Source organism: Staphylococcus ureilyticus, from assembly GCF_025558845.1.
GTDB classification, from domain to species: Bacteria; Bacillota; Bacilli; order Staphylococcales; family Staphylococcaceae; genus Staphylococcus; species Staphylococcus ureilyticus.
The window spans coordinates 1,534,645-1,555,825 of the sequence record NZ_CP094825.1 but is presented as its reverse complement, the minus strand read 5'-3'; the positions used below and the strand labels follow the sequence as shown (position 1 = coordinate 1,555,825).

The 21,181-nt window shown below is 32.2% G+C and carries 18 protein-coding genes and 1 pseudogene; 13 read left to right on the top strand and 6 right to left on the bottom strand.

What is annotated here, in order from left to right; genetic code table 11:
* Positions 1-335 precede the first annotated feature (335 nt).
* Positions 336-1,337 carry a proline dehydrogenase family protein gene (locus tag MUA21_RS07580; RefSeq protein WP_107525942.1) on the bottom strand — a complete coding sequence of 334 codons (1,002 nt, stop codon included), beginning with the start codon at positions 1,335-1,337 and terminating at the stop codon, positions 336-338.
* A 267-nt stretch (positions 1,338-1,604) separates the two neighbouring features.
* On the opposite strand from MUA21_RS07580, the gene MUA21_RS07575 reads away from it, so the two are divergent.
* The 3 genes from MUA21_RS07575 to MUA21_RS07565 all read left to right on the top strand — a co-directional run bounded on the left by MUA21_RS07575 (position 1,605) and on the right by MUA21_RS07565 (position 4,227).
* Entirely contained in the window at positions 1,605-2,429 is an 825-nt protein-coding gene (locus tag MUA21_RS07575) for an alpha/beta fold hydrolase (protein ID WP_046208333.1), read from the top strand.
* A 291-nt stretch (positions 2,430-2,720) separates the two neighbouring features.
* A complete protein-coding gene (locus tag MUA21_RS07570) occupies positions 2,721-3,677 on the top strand; it encodes an L-lactate dehydrogenase (protein WP_107525941.1) in 957 nt (318 codons plus the stop codon).
* A 148-nt stretch (positions 3,678-3,825) separates the two neighbouring features.
* The gene (locus MUA21_RS07565; RefSeq protein ID WP_107525940.1) at positions 3,826-4,227 is read left to right on the top strand and encodes a transcriptional regulator, SarA/Rot family; all 402 of its coding nucleotides are present in this window, start codon (positions 3,826-3,828) and stop codon (positions 4,225-4,227) included.
* A 122-nt stretch (positions 4,228-4,349) separates the two neighbouring features.
* On the opposite strand, the gene mnmM is transcribed toward MUA21_RS07565, so the two are convergent.
* The gene (gene mnmM, locus MUA21_RS07560; protein ID WP_046208336.1) at positions 4,350-4,910 is read right to left on the bottom strand and encodes a tRNA 5-(aminomethyl)-2-thiouridylate-methyltransferase MnmM; all 561 of its coding nucleotides are present in this window, start codon (positions 4,908-4,910) and stop codon (positions 4,350-4,352) included.
* The gene (gene mnmL, locus MUA21_RS07555) at positions 4,907-5,860 is read right to left on the bottom strand and encodes a tRNA modification radical SAM protein MnmL/YtqA (RefSeq protein WP_262560988.1); all 954 of its coding nucleotides are present in this window, start codon (positions 5,858-5,860) and stop codon (positions 4,907-4,909) included. The genes mnmM and mnmL overlap by 4 nt, the downstream gene beginning before the upstream one ends.
* Before the next feature lie 109 nt (positions 5,861-5,969).
* On the opposite strand from mnmL, the gene MUA21_RS07550 reads away from it, so the two are divergent.
* The 3 genes from MUA21_RS07550 to MUA21_RS07540 all read left to right on the top strand — a co-directional run bounded on the left by MUA21_RS07550 (position 5,970) and on the right by MUA21_RS07540 (position 10,336).
* Positions 5,970-7,139 (top strand): MDR family MFS transporter, encoded by a 1,170-nt coding sequence (locus MUA21_RS07550; protein ID WP_046208338.1) that lies wholly within the window; start codon positions 5,970-5,972, stop codon positions 7,137-7,139.
* A 449-nt stretch (positions 7,140-7,588) separates the two neighbouring features.
* Positions 7,589-10,003 carry a leucine--tRNA ligase gene (gene leuS, locus MUA21_RS07545; RefSeq protein ID WP_262560986.1) on the top strand — a complete coding sequence of 805 codons (2,415 nt, stop codon included), beginning with the start codon at positions 7,589-7,591 and terminating at the stop codon, positions 10,001-10,003.
* A gap of 21 nt (positions 10,004-10,024) precedes the next feature.
* Positions 10,025-10,336 carry a rhodanese-like domain-containing protein gene (locus MUA21_RS07540; RefSeq protein WP_107525936.1) on the top strand — a complete coding sequence of 104 codons (312 nt, stop codon included), beginning with the start codon at positions 10,025-10,027 and terminating at the stop codon, positions 10,334-10,336.
* Positions 10,337-10,491: 155 nt separating this feature from the next.
* Here MUA21_RS07540 and MUA21_RS07535 read toward each other — a convergent pair whose 3' ends face one another.
* Together MUA21_RS07535 and MUA21_RS07530 are read right to left on the bottom strand one after the other, a co-directional pair.
* Positions 10,492-10,587, bottom strand: coding sequence for a type I toxin-antitoxin system Fst family toxin (locus MUA21_RS07535; RefSeq protein ID WP_107360307.1), 96 nt, complete (start codon positions 10,585-10,587; stop codon positions 10,492-10,494).
* 166 nt (positions 10,588-10,753) lie between these two features.
* Entirely contained in the window at positions 10,754-12,013 is a 1,260-nt protein-coding gene (locus MUA21_RS07530; protein WP_262560984.1) for a BaiN/RdsA family NAD(P)/FAD-dependent oxidoreductase, read from the bottom strand.
* A 129-nt stretch (positions 12,014-12,142) separates the two neighbouring features.
* Here MUA21_RS07530 and MUA21_RS07525 point away from each other — a divergent pair, with 129 nt between their 5' ends.
* The 7 genes from MUA21_RS07525 to trmB all read left to right on the top strand — a co-directional run bounded on the left by MUA21_RS07525 (position 12,143) and on the right by trmB (position 19,276).
* Complete coding sequence (locus MUA21_RS07525; protein WP_262560983.1) at positions 12,143-13,780, top strand: putative polysaccharide biosynthesis protein; 1,638 nt, start codon at positions 12,143-12,145, stop codon at positions 13,778-13,780.
* Complete coding sequence (locus tag MUA21_RS07520; protein WP_262560982.1) at positions 13,777-14,475, top strand: pseudouridine synthase; 699 nt, start codon at positions 13,777-13,779, stop codon at positions 14,473-14,475. Before MUA21_RS07525 ends, MUA21_RS07520 begins: the two co-directional genes overlap by 4 nt.
* A 15-nt stretch (positions 14,476-14,490) precedes the next feature.
* A complete protein-coding gene (locus tag MUA21_RS07515) occupies positions 14,491-14,889 on the top strand; it encodes a YtxH domain-containing protein (RefSeq protein WP_073341656.1) in 399 nt (132 codons plus the stop codon).
* Between the two features lie 222 nt (positions 14,890-15,111).
* Complete coding sequence (pepV, locus tag MUA21_RS07510) at positions 15,112-16,521, top strand: dipeptidase PepV (RefSeq protein ID WP_262560981.1); 1,410 nt, start codon at positions 15,112-15,114, stop codon at positions 16,519-16,521.
* Positions 16,522-16,523: 2 nt separating this feature from the next.
* Positions 16,524-17,369: a D-amino-acid transaminase gene (gene dat / locus MUA21_RS07505; protein WP_064208822.1), complete on the top strand. Its 846-nt coding sequence runs from the start codon at positions 16,524-16,526 to the stop codon at positions 17,367-17,369.
* A gap of 458 nt (positions 17,370-17,827) precedes the next feature.
* Positions 17,828-18,619 (top strand): phosphotransferase family protein, encoded by a 792-nt coding sequence (locus tag MUA21_RS07500; protein WP_046208347.1) that lies wholly within the window; start codon positions 17,828-17,830, stop codon positions 18,617-18,619.
* Positions 18,620-18,634: 15 nt separating this feature from the next.
* Positions 18,635-19,276 carry a tRNA (guanosine(46)-N7)-methyltransferase TrmB gene (gene trmB, locus MUA21_RS07495; RefSeq protein WP_262560980.1) on the top strand — a complete coding sequence of 214 codons (642 nt, stop codon included), beginning with the start codon at positions 18,635-18,637 and terminating at the stop codon, positions 19,274-19,276.
* Between the two features lie 123 nt (positions 19,277-19,399).
* Here the strand turns inward: trmB and MUA21_RS13360 are convergent.
* Positions 19,400-20,943, bottom strand: a pseudogene (locus tag MUA21_RS13360) (IS3 family transposase).
* Between the last annotated feature and the right edge of the window lie 238 nt (positions 20,944-21,181).

The window sequence follows — 21,181 nt, the reverse complement described above, 5'->3', positions numbered from 1 at the left end:
TCTTTTTATTCAATACTTCATATTGTTGGCTCGCTTTCTTTGGGGACAGCTTTAGCCTGTAGTCTTCAGCTAGTCCTATCCCTCGAGAGACTTGCTAAAATACGTCATATTTGTCAAAGAACTATATGATTCAAACAAAATTATTTTGAGAAGGGGGATTTATGTCCCAGTCCCTTCTAGTTTTAAATTTTTGTTTTTGCTCGTCATACTTGGACTATAAATATCGTTTGCATAATCCGTAATCATTCACTTATTCATAAATATGATATTACATTTGATTATTCTAACAATGTTTTGAAAAGGTTTAAATTACATACACTTTAATCATAAAATTTTTATTTTTTTAATTTTTTGTATAGCCATGCACTTAAAGCTCCAATAGTTGACAGAGCTCCAGCGACTACTCCAATTTTTTTCAACACTTCGGGTTTCATAATTTCTAAAAACATTAGATTTAAATTTTGAGGTCGTTCTGCTAATCTTCTCATAAAGTAACTAAACCAATCATCACCATATGGAACATAGATACAGAAATGATTGCCTTCGCGCGCTAGTGATTCTGCCAATTCTGAGCGGAAACCATACAACATCTGAAATTCATAGTTATCTTTTTCAATATTATTGTCTTTAATAAACTGTTTAATATGTGTGATGATAGCATCATCATGTGTAGCAATAGAAGTGACATTTTTCGCATTTAACAGTCGCTTTTTAATTAAGCGTATGTAATTATCGTCAATTTCTTCTTTAGTTTGATAGGCGATGTTTTCATTTTCTTTATAGGCACCTTTGACCATACGTAATCGTAATTCTGGGTATTTATCGACGAGTGCATCTGCTTTATATAAATATCCTTGTATAACAGTTCCTACATTTTTAAATTCGCCTTTTAATCGGTCTAAAACTTGTGTAATATCAAATAAGCTATCATATTTTTCAGTGTCTATATTAATATGCATATTACCAAAATCGTTAGCTTTAAGTAATATTTCACGTAAATTACGATAAGCAAGATCAATGTCAAACTCAGAACCTAATTGGCTGATTTTGATAGACATATGACCATCTAAATTATGATTGTTGATAGCATACATCACTTCTAATATTTGGTCTTTTGCTTGTATTGCCTCACCTTCATTTAAAACAAATTCACCAAGACAATCTACTGTGACAGTAATCCCTTTGTTATTTAAACGTTCAATTGTGTCCACTAATTCTGGAATAGTGTTCCCTGCAACTACTTTCTTGGCACCGAACATAGGACCAATTTCCTTAGCTGCTTTATTTAAAAATGGATTGTTAGATAATCCTATAAAAAAATTTTTCACAATTGGCATATTAATTCCTCCCATTCTGCTTATAGCTGTTCTTTCAATAATAGTGTAGCATGAATCTAATAGTAATGAAATCGTTTACAATAAAATTTATTACACTAAATATTATATACTACACGATAACATTGTCTCACGCTTTAGCTATGAGTTATAATCATAAAGTTATAGGCACACATAACAGTATGATTTATGCGTTAAAAATGGAAAAAGTACATCATATTTTGATACAATGTAGTTATTGAAATTATTGTAGAAGGGGAAGTATGGAATATGTGGAAATGGGAAACAGAAAACGAGGCAAAGGGTGTCATTGTAATCGCCCATAACATGCTCGAACATACAGGTAGATATGCATATGTTATAACAATGCTTCGTAGAAATGGCTACCATGTAATCATGGGTGATTTGCCTGGACAAGGTCAAACTACACGTGCTAATAAAGGACAAATAGCAAACTTCGAAGTATACCATGAACATGTGCTTGAATGGATTAGAATAGCTAATGAGTATAAACTTCCGACTTATTTTTTAGGTGTAGGCCTTGGTGGGCTTATCATTTTAAATTTACTTGAAAAAGTGGAAGTGCCTATTGAGGGGCTGATGTTGATTTCTCCATTATTAGAATTCAAGAAAAATAAAAAAACTAGAAAAGATAAAATTGTGTCGAATGTAGGAAAATTAACTAAAGATACAAGGTTTAAAATAGGTATTACAATTGAAGATTTAACACGTAATGAGGAGGTTATTGAAGAGGCAAAAGCGGACCAACTCATGCTTCAGAAAGTTACGTATCATTGGTATAAACAAATCATTGAAATCATGAAAGAAACTGTTACACATTTAAAAGATATTAAACCACTTCCTTTATTATTAATGTATGGACTAGAAGATAAAGTGTCTGATATTTCTACTATGAGTTTAATTAAAGAAAAAATTACTACAGAAGAGTTATATTTTAAAGCTTGGCCTGGGTTGAATCATGAAATACATAATGAACCTGAAAGAGATGACGTAATGCGCTATGTTCTAGCATTTCTTAATAATAGCGCTAGTAATATTGGTTTTATTGTACATGATGAAAATGAACTTTCATAATTTATATAATAAATGATGGTATCGGATCTTGAGTATCATTTTATGAAATGCTTAATAAGTGTTAACAACCATCTAATTGATACAATTATGACTTAACAATCATTGATAAAAAGAGTGAATAAATTTAATCTGTCGTTGATTTTATTGACACTCTTTTATTTATAAAAAATAATGTGAAAAAAATCACAATAAACATTGATTTTTAAAATAATAATTGTTATATTTATATTGTGAAAAAAATCACATTAATCTTTAGTAATATTTACTTTGAATTAAAAGGAGCGACTTAGCATGAAAATTGAAAAAGGGAATAAAGTAGTTTTAATAGGTGATGGAGCAGTTGGATCAAGTTATGCTTTTGCAGTAGTTGCACAAGGTTTAGCTGATGAATTAGTAATAATTGATTTAGATGAAGCAAAAGTTAAAGGCGATGTTGCAGATTTAAATCATAGTGCTCCATACGGTGATTCACCAGTAAAAGTAAAAGCTGGTAGTTATGAAGATTGTAGTAATGCTGACTTAATTGTCATTACTGCAGGAGCTGCACAAAAGCCAGGCGAAACGAGATTAGATTTAGTAGAAAAAAATACAAAAATATTTAAAGATATTGTCACTAAAATTATGAGCACAGGATTTAATGGCATTTTCCTTATAGCAACAAATCCAGTGGATGTATTATCCTATGTAACACAAAAAGTTTCAGGATTACCGAAAGCTCAAGTGATTGGATCAGGTACAATACTAGATACCGCACGATTTAAATTTGAACTAGCACAAGAATTTGGTGTGTCCCCTTGGAGTGTGGATGCACAAATTATTGGTGAACATGGTGATTCTGAATTAGCGTTATGGTCACAAGCTAATATTGCTGGTCAACCATTATACAATTTATTAAATGATAACCCTGATAAACAACATAGAATAGATGAAATATTTACCAACACGAGAGATGCTGCTTATGAGATTATCCAATCAAAAGGGGCAACTTATTATGGCATAGCAATGGGATTGGTACGTATTACACAAGCAATTTTAAAAAATCAAAATGTAGTCTTGCCAGTTTCTAGTTATTTAGAAGGTGAATATAAACAAGATGATGTTTATATTGGAGTGCCTACATTAATTAATAGAAATGGTGCAGTTAAAGTATATGAGACGCAATTAAATAGTGAAGAAAGTGAAAAGTTTGAAAATTCTGCCATAATTTTGAAAGATATGCAAAATAAAATCAAACAACTAATTGCATAATTCATAATTTAATTTTAAACTGTATATAAGATTAATTTTATTGAAAATATCAAAATTTATTCCGATATGAATAAATTTTGCATTGAATGAATTTTTGGTAAATTAATTTTACATGTTTAACTTTATATTATGATTGGGGGATATTTCTATGGGGAAGACAATTGCTGATATGGTAGATAGTGTCCTTAGATTGGAATATGTACTTAAAGATATTGAAGAAATTTTTGAAAAAGTACAGAAACAATATAAAATGTCAAAAGAAGAAATTTTAATTCTTTTAACACTTTGGGAAGAAGGATCAATGACGCTTAAAGAAATGGATAATTATGTTAAAATAAAATCTTATAAACGTACAAGAACGTATAATGATTTAGTTGAGAAAGCGTGGATTATTAAAGAAAGACCTGTGAACGATGAACGTACGGTAATTATACATTTCAATGATGATTTAAAAGATCAAAGGGAAGAACTTTTAAATTGTTTTAAAGCAGAAATAAGTGAAAAATCATCTACTATACAATCTAGTCTTAAATCTATCTTAAAATTATAGGGAATAATTATAGTTACAAAATGAGAAGTTAGACCCAATATAGTATTAGGTAATCAATATCTATACTAAAGTAAAAATGCATCTCCATATAAATGGAGATGCATTTTTATTTTTAACATACTTTATCTTTTTTCAATTGCACATAGAAATGGTGCATTATTTTTTTGATTAATAAATTGATATTGTAATATGTGTGCTTTGTTTTGATCAAAATGTTGAAGATAATTTAATAAAGCATCACGTTCAATTTTGCCCTCATCATGTCCGTGATATATTACTAGTACAATTATGCCTTCTGTTGCCAATATATCAAATATTTCATCTATAGCTGTTAAAGTACTGCTGGGGATTGTCACAATTGATTTGTCGCCTTTAGGTAAATAGCCTAAATTAAAAATGGCTGCATCAATTTGTCCAATTTCATTACTTTGTATATATTGCTTTACTTTAGCATGACTATCTTGAATTAAGTGTACATTTTTAAATGCGTTTGTCTTGTTGCTCGTATTTTGAATTGCAACTTCTTGAATATCAAAAGCATACACTTTACCATTTGGAACTTGTTGTGCTAAAAATTCAGTGTCATGACCATTACCACAAGTGGCATCAATCACAATGCTGTCTTTGTTGATATGTTGTCGTAATAGCGTTTTAGAAAATGGTAAAATCCGTTCTAGTTTCATGATTTAATCGTCGATTCATAGTATTTTCCTTGATAAGAATTTCTGCGTGCTAATTCATCATCAATTTCGTTTAATACTTCCCATTTGTTGACACTCCACATAGGGCCAACCATTAAGTCAATCGGACCATCACCAGTAATTCGATGGACAATCATTTCTTTTGGTAAAATTTCTAGTTGATCACAAACTAAATTTGTATAATCGTCTTGAGACATGAATTCGAGCATGCCTTTTTCGTATTGTTTTACCATTGGTGTACCTTTAAGTAGGTGTAACAAGTGTATTTTAATGCCTTGGACATCCATTTGTGCTACTTCTTTAGCTGTTTCCATCATCATGTCATAGTCTTCTTCAGGAAGCCCGTTAATGATATGTGTACACACGTTTATGTTATGTTTACGTAGCTTAGCTACACCTTCGTAATACGTTTTCATATCGTGTGCACGATTAATCAAATCTGATGTTTTTTGATGTACTGTCTGTAGACCTAATTCAACCCATAAATAGGTACGTTCGTTCAATTCAGCTAAGTATTCGACAACATCAACCGGTAAGCAGTCAGGGCGTGTTCCAATAGATAATCCTACAACTCCAGGTTCTTTTAATGCAGTTTCGTACTTTTCTCTTAATACTTCAACTGGCGCATGTGTGTTAGTAAATGCTTGGAAATAAGCAATATACTGACCTTCATGCCATTTTTCATGCATTCTATCTTTGATTTGTTGGAATTGCACATCAATCGGGTCTACACGATCTCCTGCAAAATCCCCACTTCCTGCTGCAGAACAAAACGTACAGCCACCATGTGCAACTGTGCCATCTCTATTTGGGCAATCAAATCCTCCGTCAATTGCAACTTTAAAGATTTTTTGGCCAAATTTATTTTTCAAATGGTAATTCCAAGTATGATATCGTTTATTCTCGAATGCGTAAGGGAAGAATTGTCCCATATAACATTTTCCTTTCTAAATTCATTCTAGTTAAAGATTTTAACATATTTTAATGATATAGTGTTTAGAGTAAAAACAGAAATTTAAAATTAGAAAGGAGCTTATGGTTATGAATATGCCAAAATCAGTGTGGTGGTTGGTGATTGGTATGGCATTAAATATCACAGGCTCAAGTTTTTTATGGCCATTAAATACAATATATATGAATGAAGAATTAGACAAAAGTTTAACAATGGCTGGGTTAGTATTAATGATTAATTCATTTGGTATGGTCATTGGCAATTTATTAGGTGGTAATCTATTTGATAAATTGGGTGGTTATCGGACAATTATGATTGGAACTGTGATCTGTTTAAGTAGTACAACATTGTTGAATTTTTTCCACGGATGGCCATGGTATGCAGTATGGTTAGTCTGTCTAGGCTTTGGCGGTGGCATGATTGTCCCAGCAATTTATGCGTTAGCAGGTGCAGTTTGGCCGCAAGGTGGTAGACAAACTTTTAATGCGATATATTTAGCTCAAAATTTAGGAGTGGCGATAGGTGCAGCATCTGGTGGCTTTGTGGCAGAATTAAGTTTTAATTATATATTTATAGCTAATTTATTAATGTATATTGCATTTGCCATAGTCGCAATTAGCCAATTTAATATTAAATTGGACATTAAAGTTAAATCAAATGATGCCATGAGTTTATTAGATAAAGCGTACAGACCACAATTCATTGCATTAACTTTGCTGTGTGTCATGTTTAGCATTTGTTGGATTGCTTATATTCAATGGGAAAGTACGATTGCTTCATTTACTCAAGAGCTAAATATCTCTATGGGCCAATATAGTTTATTGTGGACTGTCAACGGTATTATGATATTAGTTGCACAACCACTAATCATTCCGATAATTAGATTATTAAAAGGAAATTTAAAGCATCAAATGTATGTTGGTATAGGTATTTTTATTATCTCTTTCTTTGTCACAAGTTTTGCTGAACAATTTTCTGTATTTATGGTAGGTATGGTTATATTAACATTGGGTGAAATGTTTGTTTGGCCAGCAGTTCCGACAATTGCAAATCAACTTGCACCAAATGGGAAAGAAGGTTCGTTCCAAGGTTACGTTAATTCTGCAGCTACAGTTGGTAAAGCATTTGGTCCTCTTATAGGTGGCGTTGTTGTTGATATGTTTAACATGCAAATCATGTTTTTAAGCATGATTTCATTGTTAGTTTTATCACTTATATTTTTAACATTTTATGATCGTAAATTACCAAAGGATATTTAATATAATATTGAACCCAAAATGTAGATTTCATTTATTTTTGTTACAGAGCAATCATGGTACATGAGATTAAAAATAAGCATTAATGATTCAGCGAGAAATGGTTATTGAATTAATAATATTTTATGTATAGTTTAAATAATTTTATATAAACATAAAGGCGAGTTTTGTAAATCAACTTTATACTTGAAATAAAGGGCTTTTTCAAATATCATAAGAAGAGTATAGGAGTAGTAATTTGAAAGCTTTTCGACAGAGAGCTAGGGTGGGTGGAACCTAGCGTAAAGCCTCAAGTGAACTTACCAGGACTTAAAGTGAATCAATGACATCTCTAACTATTAATTAAAATGAGCGCACATTTAGTGAAACAGGGTGGTACCGCGGTGAAAATCATCGTCCCTATTATATAATAGTTTGAGGTGTCTTTTTATTATTGAACAGGAGGAAATGAAGTGAATTACAATCATAATGAAATTGAAAGAAAATGGCAGAATTACTGGGAAAACTATAAAACGTTCAAAACTGAAGATAATTTAGGCCAGAAAAAATTTTATGCACTTGATATGTTCCCTTATCCATCAGGTGCAGGGCTACATGTAGGCCATCCTGAAGGCTATACAGCTACTGATATTATTTCAAGATACAAACGAATGCAAGGATATAATGTATTACATCCAATGGGTTGGGATGCTTTTGGTTTACCAGCTGAACAATATGCACTTGATACAGGTAATGATCCTCGTGAATTCACAAAACAAAATATCCAAACTTTTAAACGACAAATTAAGGAATTAGGATTTAGTTATGATTGGGATCGTGAAGTTAATACAACAGACCCAGAATATTATAAATGGACACAATGGATATTCATTCAATTATATAATAAGGGACTTGCTTATGTTGATGAAGTAGCAGTGAACTGGTGTCCTGCGTTAGGTACTGTATTGTCAAATGAAGAAGTAATCGATGGTGTTTCTGAACGTGGCGGACATCCTGTTTATAGAAGACCAATGAAACAATGGGTACTTAGAATTACTGAATATGCAGACAGATTACTTGAAGATTTAGATGATTTAGATTGGCCTGAATCTTTAAAAGACATGCAACGTAATTGGATTGGACGATCAGAAGGCGCATCTGTAAGATTTAATGTAGAAAATTTCAATGATCAAATTGAAGTGTTTACAACACGCCCAGACACTATTTATGGTGCAACATTCTTAGTGTTAAGTCCTGAACATGAACTCGTAAATAAAATTACTACATCAGAACATCAAGAAAGTGTTGAGAAATATCAACAAGAAGCGGCAATGAAATCAGACTTAGAACGTACTGGATTAGCTAAAGAAAAATCTGGTGTGTTTACTGGAGCGTATGCATTTAATCCTTTATCAGGAGAAAAAACGCCGATTTGGATTGCTGATTATGTTTTATCTTCATATGGTACAGGCGCTGTTATGGCAGTTCCTAGCGGAGACCAAAGAGACTATGAATTTGCAAAAGCTTTTGATTTACCAATTAAAGCAATAATTGAAGGTGGAGACCTATCTGAAGCAGCTTATGATGGCGATGGGCCTCATATTAATTCACAAGAATTAAATGGTTTATATAATCATGAAGCGATTGAAAAAGCTATTGCACTTTTAGAACAAAACAATGCTGGTACAAGAAAAGTCAATTATAAACTGAGAGATTGGTTATTTAGTCGTCAACGTTATTGGGGCGAACCTATTCCTGTTATACATTGGGAAGATGGTACGATGACAACGGTTCCTGAAGATGAATTACCTTTACTTTTACCTGAGACAGACGAAATTAAACCTTCTGGTACAGGTGAATCGCCATTAGCTAATATAGATGAATTTGTTAATGTTATTGATGAAGAAACTGGAATGAAAGGACGTCGTGAAACAAATACAATGCCACAATGGGCAGGTAGTTGTTGGTATTATTTACGCTTTATTGACCCAGATAATGAACAGATGTTAGCTGATCCTGAAAAGTTAAAACATTGGTTGCCTGTGGATTTATATATTGGTGGTGTTGAACATGCAGTGTTACACTTATTGTACGCTAGATTTTGGCATAAGGTCTTGTATGATTTAGGTGTAGTGCCTACCAAAGAACCATTCCAAAAATTATTTAACCAAGGCATGATTTTAGGTGAAGGTAATGAAAAAATGAGCAAATCTAAAGGTAATGTTATTAATCCAGATGATATAATCAAATCACATGGTGCTGATACGTTACGTCTATATGAAATGTTCATGGGTCCACTAGATGCTGCAATTGCATGGAGTGATAAAGGATTAGACGGTTCAAGACGTTTCTTAGACAGAATTTGGAGACTTTTAATTACAGAAGACGGTTTAATCACAGATAAAGTAGTCAATACTAATAATAAAGCTTTAGATAAAAGTTACCACCAAACTGTGAAAAAAGTTTCGGAAGACTTTGAAACATTAAATTTCAATACGGCAATTAGTCAGCTAATGGTATTTATAAATGATTGCTATAAAGTTGATGAGATTTATAAACCATATATTGAAGGATTTATTAAAATGTTAGCGCCAATCGCACCTCATATAGGTGAAGAATTATGGGCGCGTTTAGGACATGAAGAAACGATTACTTATCAACCATGGCCTTCTTATGATGAAACATTATTAGTCGATGATGAAGTGGAAATTGTCGTTCAAGTAAATGGTAAAGTTCGTGCCAAAATTAAAGTTTCTAAAGATCTTTCAAAAGAAGAAATGGAAACAGTAGCATTAGGTAACGAAAATATCAAAGCTGAAATAGAAGGCAAGGATATTAAAAAAGTGATTGCGGTGCCTCAAAAACTTGTTAATATTGTTGCCAAATAACACAAAAGGGGCGTATATATTATGGAAACAATTACTATAGATGAATTGAAATCAAAAATTTTAAATTCTAATCCTGTTCATGTCGTAGATGTAAGAACTGATGAAGAAACAGTAATGGGTGTCATACCAGATGCAGAAACGATACCTATGGATAAAATTCCTGATAATTTAAGTCACTTTAATTCAGAAGAAACGTATTATATTATTTGTAAAGCTGGTGGCAGAAGTGCACAAGTCGTCCAATATTTAGAACGCAATGGCATTCACGCAGTCAATGTTGAAGGTGGCATGGATGCGTGGGGCGATGAAGGTTTAGAAATTAAAAGTATTTAATCTTTTGATCGAGCAAAATCAAACGATGATTTTGCATTTTATGCAAGTTTAGTGTTATAATACATTTAACAAAGATATCAATACAGATACACCAAACCCCCTCACTATTGCGAGTAGTGAGGGAGTTTTTTGGTGTTGGCTAAATGTCGCCTGTATTATTTGTCATTACGATTGCGCAGCCAGTACGCAAATAACGTAACGATACAACCACTGATAACAGCAGTCATGAAATGAACAAAGATATCAATCACAAAATACACCTCCTCTCTACGTCTATTGACGCCTGAGAGTAGGCGACTTAAGTATTATAACATTCGGTGACTCAAGCGCATAGAAAATACAAAACATTAAAAAGGATAAAAAATGAATTTGTTTTAACAGTGCGTAGTTGGTCTAGTAGATCACAAATTGATAGGTTTAATGTTGAAATTTACTTGCATTTGTTCCTGATATATGACCTGTAACTAAAGCGCTAGTAATATTATAGCCACCTGTATAACCATGGATATCGAGCAGTTCACCACACATAAATAATCCTGGCGTTAATTTTGACATCATCGTTTTGGGTTCGATTTCTTTAAGAGAGACCCCTCCGCCAGTTACGAAAGCTTTTTCAATTGATAGTGTTCCATTAACTTTAAAAATAAATCCTTTTAATAAAGTAATCAATTTATTAAATTGTTCATTAGAGATATGATGTGCTGTTAATGTTTCTGAAATATCTGCTAACTCTAACATATATAATAGATAACGTTCTTCAATTAAACCGTGTAAGCTATTTTTTACATATTTATCTGGCGTATCTTTTAATAATTTACGTACTTTGTCTTCTAATTGTGCAAAACTGAGTTCTGGAAAAGCATCTAATTGCATTTCGATATCTTCTCGTTTTTGGTATTTTTGTTCTTTATATACAAATTGGCTGCATCTTAATGCGGCAGGGCCACTGATTCCGAAATGAGTAAATATCATGTCCATTTGATGTGTGACGCGCTTTTTACCATTTTTCTTCAATACAGATAACGCAACATTTTTTAAACTTAATCCTTTTAATCTTTTGTTTTTAATAAATTGCTCGGATGACGTAATTGGTACTTCAGTTGGGAAAAGTTCTGTAATTGTATGTCCAAAGTGTTCAGCGAATTTATAACCATCACCAGTCGAACCGGTCTTTGGTACACTCGTGCCACCAGTAGCGATAATCAAACTATTCGTTTCAATTGCTTGTTGATTACCTAAAAAGACTTTGAATGTCTGTTGAGGTGTATGTTCAATTGCGTGTACTGAAGTTTCCTCTTTTACAGTTACATTATTTTTTTCAATCGTACGAATTAACGCATCTACAACATCCTGTGCTTTATTAGAAACAGGAAACATACGTCCATGATCTTCTTCTTTGAGTGCAACTCCACGTGATTCGAAAAAGTGAATAATAGATTCATTGTCAAATACGGAAAAAGGACTATATAAAAATTTTCCATTTCCTGGTATATTTTTAATTATCTCTTCATACGGTAAACGATTTGTTACGTTACAACGTCCACCTCCTGAGATTTTTAATTTGCGTCCGAGTCCTTTTTTCTTTTCAATGAGAAGGACTTTATCACTATGTTGACTTGCTGCGGCAGCAGCCATTAAACCACTAGGACCACCACCAATTATAATTGTTTGGTACATTTGATTGCCTCACTTTACTAAATAGTGTTATTTTATAGTTTATAGTAATATAGTTTTGAAAAAAAGTGTTTATAACGTTATGATTAAAGTTATGATTGTAAAAATTAAATTTGAGATAGGAAGATCTGAATGAGTGAAAGTAAAGAATTAGTTAGGGGTACCTTTTTAATCACCCTTAGTATATTGATTACTAAAGTCTTGGGTGTTTTATATATTATTCCTTTTTATTCCATAATTGGTGGAGAAGAAAAATTGGCGCCTTTTAACTATGCATATACGCCGTATAATATTGCCATTGCAGTTGCAACTGCTGGGGTGCCATTAGCGGCGTCTAAATATGTGTCTAAATATAATGCTTTAGGGGCGTATAAAGTCAGTGAAAAATTATATAAATCTAGCTTTATAGTTATGACTATAACAGGATTTATTGGATTTTTCATTTTATATTTATTAGCACCGAGCATTGCCACAATTACTTTAGCCCATGAATCTGGTGCTAAGGGTGGCTGGTCCGTCGCTGACATCACATGGATTATTAGAATTATCAGTATGGTAGTCATATTTATCCCATTACTGGCTACATGGCGTGGTGTGTTCCAAGGTTATAAATCAATGGGTCCAACTGCTGTATCAGAAGTTATTGAACAAATCGCACGTATATTATTTATTTTAGTAGGAAGTTATCTAGTTCTGAATATTTTTGGTGGAAGTGTGTTACAGGCCAATGGTATAGCAACATTTGCTGCTGCAGTAGGTGCGATTGTAGGGATATTCACCTTATGGTATTACTGGAGAAAGAGAAAGCCTAATATTGAAAAAATGGTGGCAACGGATACTTCTGATATTTCTGTATCTTATGGAAAAATGTATAAAGAAATTATTTCTTATAGCATCCCATTTGTAATTGTTAGTTTAAATTTCCCACTATTTAATTTGGTAGATCAGTTTACACATAATGGTGCCTTAGATTTGGCTGGAGTGCCAAGTCGTTTACATGACTATTTCTTTACTATTTTAAACATGACGACAAATAAAATAGTAATGATTCCAACGTCATTATCTGCTGGTTTTGCAGTGAGTTTAATTCCATTTATTACTAAGACGTATGAATCTGGTGAATTAAAAGAAATGCACAGACAGATTCGAACATCATTAGGGGTGTTAATGTATATTACAGTCCCTGCAAGTCTGGGAATTATGGCTTTAGCGCTACCATTGTATACTGTCTTTTATAGTTATAATGTCGATGGTAGTCAATTGTTATTTTATTATGCACCTGTTGCTATTTTAATTGGATTGTTAAGTGTAACAGCTTCTATGTTGCAAGGTATTGATAAACAAAAGTTAACAGTCTTTGTAATTTTAGCGGCAGTAGTATTAAAGGTAATACTAAATACGCCATTGATTATGGTATTCCATACCGCTGGAGCAATTTTAAGTACAGCGATAGCATTACTATTTGCTGTTATCTGTAATTTTTATATACTTAAAAAGTATGCGAGTTTTGACTTCTCGGAAACGTGGTTACATTTTGGTAAAATTTTCTTATACGGCTTGTTAATGATGGTCGTAGTTGAATTATCATCGTTTTTATTACAAATGGTTATTTCTCCGCAAACTAAATTTGGTGCTTTAGCAATTTTAATTATCAGTGTCATAGTAGGTATGATTGTTTACGGTGGTATTACGATGAAGACGAAACTTGCTGACCAATTTTTAGGAGATATTCCAAATAAACTCAGACGTAAATTAGGGATTATAAAATGAGATTAGATAAATTTTTAGCTAATATGGGTGTAGGAACACGTACAGAAGTTAAACAATTATTGAAAAAAGGTATTATTACAGTTAATAATAAAATAGAAAAATCTCCTAAAAAACAAATAAATCCAGAAACTGATGAAGTACAGAAAAACAATGAAACAATTCACTATATTGATAAAGTCTATCTAATGTTAAATAAGCCTAAAGGTTACGTATCTGCAACAGAGGATGACCAACATCAAACAGTTGTGGACTTAGTTGAACCGTACCGGTTTTTAGATGTGTTTCCAGTTGGTCGCTTAGATAAAGATACTTCGGGTTTGTTATTAATTACGAATGATGGCACTTTTAACCATGAACTAATGAGCCCAACGAAACACGTATCTAAAACCTATGAGGTGATTTCCCAAAAAAATATTACAAATAATGATATAAAATCGTTTAAAATGGGTATTGAATTGAATGAGGGTTTGGCAAAGCCTGCGACTTTAGTAAAAAGTGATGAAGCATTTAAATCATTTGTCACAATTTATGAAGGAAGATATCATCAAGTTAAACGCATGTTTCATACTATAGATAATGAAGTTTTAGAATTGAAACGCATTAGCATTGGTGAATTAAAACTGGATGAATCTTTAGCGCCAGGTGAGTATCGCCATTTAACTCAAATAGATTTTAAACAATTAGGATTAAAATAATAAAGAGGTGTTATTATGTCAAAATTATTAAAAGCAATTTTAGGTGTTGGAGGCGCAGCTGCTGCAGTTGTTCTTTCTAAAAAAGAGAATAGAGATAAATTAAAGGATGAATATAGCAAATATAAATCAAATCCTGAATCTTATAAGCAAAATGCAAAAGACATCGCCAGTCAGATTAGCTCAAAAGCAAATGAAACTTATAATGAAGTAAAACAAGACCCTAAAGGTTATGCTTCAAAAGTAAAACAAGATCCTAAAGGTTTTATTAACGAACAAAAAGAACGTTTTAAGGGCGAATCTGAAGAGGAAGAACATGTTGAGGAAGCAAGATTTACAGATGAAGGTGCTGCTGACCCTTCAAATAATCTTCGCGTCGTTACTGAAGACGAGCTCAAAAACAATAAAAATAAATAAGCAATTATACATTTGATTTTTTACCTAGTTCATTGTTTTGAACTAGGTTTTTTTATATATTAATACAGAAATTGAAAGTTAGGTATATGAAAGGTTTTAAACTGTTTTTCATTTAATTATACAGTGAATTTTTTAAAATAATAATCACATCTCGCTGTAGTTTCTGTACTACTTCATGTAAAATATTAAATATATAAGTATTAAAAAGGAAGTTGATGCTAAATGTGGAAAGAAAAAGTGAAAGAATACGAAACAGATATTATAAATGATTTAAAAGGCTTATTATCTATTGAAAGTGTGAGAGATGATAATGAAATTTCTTCAGATAATCCAGTTGGACCTGGACCACGTAAAGCATTAGATTATATGTACGAAATTGCTGAACGTGATGGATTTGATACTCACGATGTTGAACATATTGCAGGGCGTATTGAAGCTGGTGAAGGCGAAGATGTTATGGGGATTTTATGTCATGTTGATGTAGTGCCAGCTGGTGATGGTTGGGATTCTAATCCTTTTGATCCGGTTGTAACTGAAGATAAGATTATTGCAAGGGGCACACTAGATGACAAAGGGCCAACAATTGCCGCATATTATGCCGTGAAAATATTGAACGATATGAAAGTTAATTGGAAAAAGCGTATACATATCATTATAGGTACTGATGAAGAGTCAGATTGGAAATGTACAGAGCGTTATTTTAAAACTGAAGAAATGCCAACTTTAGGGTTTGCACCTGATGCTGAATTCCCAGCAATACACGGTGAAAAGGGTATTAGTACTTTTGATGTGGTTCAAAATGAAAAAGCTGAAGATAAAGATGAACCAGAATACGAACTTATTTCTTTTACATCAGGTCAACGTTATAACATGGTACCTGACGAAGCAATTGGTAAACTTGCGGTTAAAGAAAATATGACTGACGTCATTCAAAAATTCGAACAATTTTTATCTGATCATAATATAAATGGTGAAAGTATCGTTGATAGTGGCGTATTAGTGCTTAAAGCATATGGTAAAGCTGTACATGGTATGGATCCATCCATTGGTGTGAATGCCGGATTGTACTTATTACATTTCTTAGCCCAATTAGGTTTAGACAAAACTACTGAAAATTTCACTCAATTTAGTGAACAGTATTTATTCAATTCTCATTTCGGTGAAAAAATGGGAATGAAATTCCACACAGATGTTATGGGAGATGTAACTACAAATATAGGTATCATTTCATATGATAATCAAAATGGTGGTCAATTCGGTATTAATTTAAGATATCCGCAAGGTTTTGAATTTGAAGAAGCCATGACTCGTTTTAAAGGTGAGATTCAGGAACTTGGTTTTTCTATAGCATTAGGTAAAAATCAAACACCTCACTATGTGGATAAAAATGATCCTTTCGTACAAACTTTAGTGAAAGCATATCGTAATCAAACAGGTGACCAAACTGAACCATACACAATTGGTGGTGGAACTTACGCTCGAAATTTAGATAAAGGTGTCGCATTTGGTGCTATGTTTAATGATTCAGAAGATTTAATGCATCAAAAAAATGAGTATATTACGAAAAAACAATTATTCAATGCAACTAGTATTTATTTAGAAGCTTTATATGCTCTATGTGTGGAGGAATGATGATGACAAAAGTACTTATTAATGAACATTTAGTAGACGAAAAAGACGCAAGCGTACCATACAATGATCGTGGTTATGTATTTGGTGATGGTATATATGAATATATTAGAACATACAACAATAATATTTTTACTGCCAAACCACATTTTGAAAGACTTTTGAGAAGTGCTAAAGAAATAGGTTTAGAATTGAAATATAATGTAGAAGAGCTTACAGAATTAATCCAAGAATTATTAGCAGCGAATGGTGTCGTTAATGGTGGCGTATATATACAAGTTACACGTGGAGCAGCCCCTCGTGACCATGCATTTCCTACGCCATCAGTAGAAGCAAATGTGATGGCATTTACTAAAACTTACGATCGTCCTTATAAGTTATTAGAAGAAGGTATTAATGCGATTACAACTGAAGATATTCGTTGGTTAAGATGTGATATTAAAAGTTTGAATTTACTTGGCAATGTGTTGGCTAAAGAGCGTGCAGTTAAATATAACGCTCAAGAGGCTATTCAACATAGAGGTGATATTGTTACAGAAGGATCATCAAGCAATGTTTATGCTATTAAAGCTGGAGAAATCTATACACATCCAGTAAATAATTATATATTGAATGGTATTACACGTATGGTCATAAAAGATATTGCTCAAGAAAAAGGTATACCGTTTAATGAAGGTACATTTACTGTAGATTTTTTAAGAAATGCAGATGAAATTATTGTGTCTAGTACATCTATTGAAGTAATGCCAGTCGTAAAATTAGATGGTGAACAAGTAGGAGACGGAGAAGTTGGACCAATAACGAAATCGTTACAAGAAGGATTTAATAGATACATTGACACAGATAGTTAATATTTTCCATAAAAGGAAATAAAATGTAACTTTTACCAAAGCTAAATTATGTTATAATGCTAACTGAGCCGATTTAAAAATTATAGAAAAATACTGTAGTAAAATGTGACTTTTTGTTTCTCATTATTGGTTGAAATAAATCCCTAAACATTATAAAATCTTCTATGAGACTTGAAATTGAGACATGAAATTTCATTTAAAAAACTAAAGGAATTTTTCGAAAAAAATACTGTTACGAGATGATATATGATATGATGTTAAAGTTATTATCAATCTCGATACAGTATTTCATATTTAAATATAAAAACTTGATTCTATGGGACAAAATGGTCGTCATCATATAATGACTGTAATATAGAGTTTTAAGTTTAAAAGTGTATGTATTAGAAAATGATTATATTTGGCTCTCGAAATCTGTTTTCTGGAGCCATTTTCTAATTGAAAGTGAGGTGAACGTGTTGGAGCAGTTTTATCAATTAGGATGGACACTTGATTCAGCAGGTGGTGCATCTGGAGAAGCATATATGGCTGAACAAGATGGGCAGAAATTGTTTTTAAAACGAAATTCAAACCCATTTATTGCAGCCTTGTCTGCTGAAGGTATTGTACCTAAGCTCGTATGGACGAAACGAATAGAGACTGGGGAAGTCGTGACGGCGCAGCATTGGAAAAATGGCAGAGAGTTAACTTTTGATGAGATGTATGAACAACGAGTAGCTAATTTATTGAAAAAAATACATAGTTCAAAAACACTTTTGAATATGTTGAAGCGTATGGAAATGTATCCTATTACGCCTGATATTTTGTTGAATAAAATAAACGCCTCATTATCTAGAGAAGTGTTAACACACCATGTGGTGCGAAAGGCATTAACTTATTTAGAAGATCATATGCCAAGTCTTGACCCTAGATTTTTTACAGTTGTCCATGGAGATGTCAATCATAATAATTGGTTGTTGTCTGACCACGATGAACTATTTTTAGTGGATTGGGAAGGTGCAATGATTGCAGATCCAGCAATTGATTTAGGCATGCTGCTATACAATTACGTTCCTGAAAATAAATGGCCTCAGTGGTTAAATGATTACGGTACGAAAGATTCTATAGACTTGCAAAAAAGAATGAAATGGTATACTGCTGTACAATCTATTGGTATGGTTCAGTGGTATGAAGAACAAAAACGCTATAAAGATATGAATATGTGGCTGAAGTTCTTAAACCAAGTAATGAATAACAATGCATTTATATAAGGAGTTATCAAGAAAATGAGAATGCGTTACAAGCCATGGGCAGAAGATTATTTAAAATCGCATCCTGATATTGTAGACACAGATGGCAGCCATGCAGGACATATAAGTGAGTGGTTTGACAAAGAACAACCAATTTATATTGAAATTGGTTCCGGCATGGGACAATTTATAACAACACTTGCTGCACAAAGACCTGAAATTAATTTTATATCTATGGAACGTGAAAAAAATGTAATGGTCAAAGTGTTAGATAAAGTGAGAGAGCAAAATCTAACGAATATTAAATTGATATGTAACGATGCGATAGAATTAAATGAATACTTTAAAGGTGGTGAAATTTCACGTATTTATTTAAATTTTTCTGATCCTTGGCCGAAAAGAAGACATACTAAGCGTAGATTGACGTATCATACGTTTTTATCTTTGTATAAACAAGTGTTAAAAACAGATGGTGAGATTCATTTTAAAACAGATAATAGAGGATTATTTGCCTATAGCTTAGAAAGTATGTCCCAATTTGGTATGTATTTTACAAAAATAAATTTGAACTTGCATCAAGAAGAAAAAGAAAATAATATTGAAACAGAATATGAGCGCAAGTTTTCAGAGAGAGGTTCAAGAATTTATAGAATGGAAGCAAAATTCCATAGTAATTAAATATTTGTAATGACGCAGCCCAAAATCTCACGTTCAAAACAAAGGACTAATCCGCAAAAATGATGAACTGCACCCTGTCAAGTAGACAGTGAAAAAAACAAAATGTTTATGGCTACCTTATATTTACGATATAAGGGTAGCCATTTTTAATGTTATTCTTTCTTGATTAAAAAATTCTATATATGAATTAATTGCTTTTATTGCTGTAGCCTTGTCTTTAAAAATCACTTTTTTTCTTCCTCTAAACAATTCACTTTTAATAGTTCCCTATACACCTTCCATAGGTCCATTATCTATGCAACATCCTGGTCGTGACATACTTTGTTTTATACCAAGTTGCTCTAACGTAACTTTAAATAATCTGCTTGTATATTGATATCCTCTGTCGCTATGCAAGAGTATACCTTCGGTATTCGGCACAAGTTTGACTGCTTTTTTGAGCGTATCTAATACAAATTTATTGTTATTTGAGGTACTTAATTTATGACTGATAATCTGTTTGCTGCCTAAGTCATAAATAGCACTTAAGTAAAGTTTTTTACCATTGCTGAGTTTGAATTCTGTAACGTCAGTTAACCATTTTTTATTTGGGATTTGTTCTTCAAATTTTCTATTTAATATATTATGTGCTGTAACTTCAGGTGTTGTTTTAATATATCGTTTTCTTTTAGGGCGGATAGTAGATTTTAGATTAAGTTGATTCATCAATCTATAGACACGTTTATGATTTACTTTTTGATGTAATTTAAGTCTTAAATATATGTATATACGACGATATCCATATATGCCTTTGTATTTATTGTAGATATCAACGATATCTTTGATCAATTTTTGGTTTTCAATTTCTTTATTTGATGGTTTGCGATTTAACCATTTATAGTAACTTGAACGTGATACCTTTAATACTGAACATAACCAAGCTATCGGATAAAGGTTTTTAAATGCTTTTACCGTTTGGTATGATGCTTTTTGTCTGATGCCTGTTTCATCAACTTTCTTTCTATTTCTTCTTCCTTTTTTAAAACGTCATTTTCCATTTGAAGAAATTTATTTTTCTCTTTAAGTATCTTAATTTCAGCTTTTAATGCCTCTTCAGGTGTTAATACAGACTGGGGTTTCCCTTTTCCACGTCCATCTTTAAGTCCATCATACCCATGCAAGTTGTACTTTTTTACCCAGTTATATACTTGACTATAATTGATGTTAAAATGATTTGCTGTTGTCTTATACGATTGGCCATGATTCATATAATAATCAACGATTTCTACACGATCTTCAAATGTTAATGATTTATATTTCAATTGATACACCTCGGGTTTTGGAGAATATGTTTTTAATATTTTACCCGATAAATACTTTGAAATCCATTTGTTTACAGTTGAAGTAGTGGGGATATTATATTTAACTACTAAATCAGTTAAAGATAGGCCATCATTTATATATTCGTGCACAACTTTAAGCTTAAATTCATTTGAGTAGGTATTATTTCTCTGAATTGGTAAAAGCACCTTTATTCCATGCTTCTTAAATTTATAATAGTTAATCAATAATGTTCTAGGAGAACAATTTAAATTTAATTTTTGAATTACATTTTTCATACTATATCCTTCTTCATATAAGCTGAAAGCTTTTTGATAAGTTTCAGGTGATAATTTTCTATGAGTCATAAAAAAACTCCCTTCAAAGTATACATTTTTAAGTGTCTACTTTGAAGGGAGCATATCAATGACGGATTAGTCCTTTTTATTATAAGCGTGCTACGATTTTGCTCGTACATGCTTGCCTGGGGATATGACTCGAGCCTGTAGTCTCTCGTTCATATCATTTCCCTAGGCGTCAGTACATAACAAAATCACCATAAAATTTTGTTGTAGCAGAAGACTAACAAATTTCGTTATTTTACGT

Bases quoted from the DNA above. Each gene is read 5' to 3' on its own strand.
- MUA21_RS07580 (WP_107525942.1), bottom strand. From the start codon at position 1,337: ATGCCAATTGTGAAAAATTTTTTTATAGGATTATCTAACAATCCATTT.
- MUA21_RS07575 (WP_046208333.1), top strand. From the start codon at position 1,605: ATGTGGAAATGGGAAACAGAAAACGAGGCAAAGGGTGTCATTGTAATC.
- MUA21_RS07570 (WP_107525941.1), top strand. From the start codon at position 2,721: ATGAAAATTGAAAAAGGGAATAAAGTAGTTTTAATAGGTGATGGAGCA.
- MUA21_RS07565 (WP_107525940.1), top strand. From the start codon at position 3,826: ATGGGGAAGACAATTGCTGATATGGTAGATAGTGTCCTTAGATTGGAA.
- mnmM (WP_046208336.1), bottom strand. From the start codon at position 4,910: ATGAAACTAGAACGGATTTTACCATTTTCTAAAACGCTATTACGACAA.
- mnmL (WP_262560988.1), bottom strand. From the start codon at position 5,860: ATGGGACAATTCTTCCCTTACGCATTCGAGAATAAACGATATCATACT.
- MUA21_RS07550 (WP_046208338.1), top strand. From the start codon at position 5,970: ATGAATATGCCAAAATCAGTGTGGTGGTTGGTGATTGGTATGGCATTA.
- MUA21_RS07540 (WP_107525936.1), top strand. From the start codon at position 10,025: ATGGAAACAATTACTATAGATGAATTGAAATCAAAAATTTTAAATTCT.
- MUA21_RS07530 (WP_262560984.1), bottom strand. From the start codon at position 12,013: ATGTACCAAACAATTATAATTGGTGGTGGTCCTAGTGGTTTAATGGCT.
- MUA21_RS07525 (WP_262560983.1), top strand. From the start codon at position 12,143: ATGAGTGAAAGTAAAGAATTAGTTAGGGGTACCTTTTTAATCACCCTT.
- MUA21_RS07520 (WP_262560982.1), top strand. From the start codon at position 13,777: ATGAGATTAGATAAATTTTTAGCTAATATGGGTGTAGGAACACGTACA.
- MUA21_RS07515 (WP_073341656.1), top strand. From the start codon at position 14,491: ATGTCAAAATTATTAAAAGCAATTTTAGGTGTTGGAGGCGCAGCTGCT.
- pepV (WP_262560981.1), top strand. From the start codon at position 15,112: ATGTGGAAAGAAAAAGTGAAAGAATACGAAACAGATATTATAAATGAT.
- dat (WP_064208822.1), top strand. From the start codon at position 16,524: ATGACAAAAGTACTTATTAATGAACATTTAGTAGACGAAAAAGACGCA.
- trmB (WP_262560980.1), top strand. From the start codon at position 18,635: ATGAGAATGCGTTACAAGCCATGGGCAGAAGATTATTTAAAATCGCAT.